General features: G+C 32.8%; 1 protein-coding gene. It reads left to right on the top strand.

Going from position 1 to position 265, the window contains the following annotated elements; translation table 11 throughout:
- A partial coding sequence (locus AOA59_RS32520) for a hypothetical protein (RefSeq protein WP_218212232.1) occupies positions 1–265 on the top strand: 265 nt, incomplete at both ends.

Below are 265 nucleotides of genomic sequence, written 5' to 3'. Positions count from 1 at the left end.
CGGTCCTCCAACTTTGAAAATAGATGCGTTATTTCTAAATGATGATGTATCGCAAAAGTTAGGTAATGATGCAATATTCAATATTCCATTTAATGAAGAAGGTGAAAAGAAAGCTGAGGCAACATCACTGTTATACCAAGATAGAATGACAACTGATAATATCGCTGATAAGGAAGTATTCTACGAAGAAAACGAAATTAATGAAACAAAAGAAATTGATGGTGTAAAAATTACATTGAATGGTGCTCAGTATGCGAATGTGACT

This window comes from Pseudomonas sp. 2822-15 (genome assembly GCF_002742515.1).
GTDB lineage: Bacteria > Pseudomonadota > Gammaproteobacteria > Pseudomonadales > Pseudomonadaceae > Aquipseudomonas > Aquipseudomonas salomonii.
The sequence above is the reverse complement of the archived record's forward strand: the minus strand, read 5'-3'. Positions and strand labels throughout refer to the sequence as shown.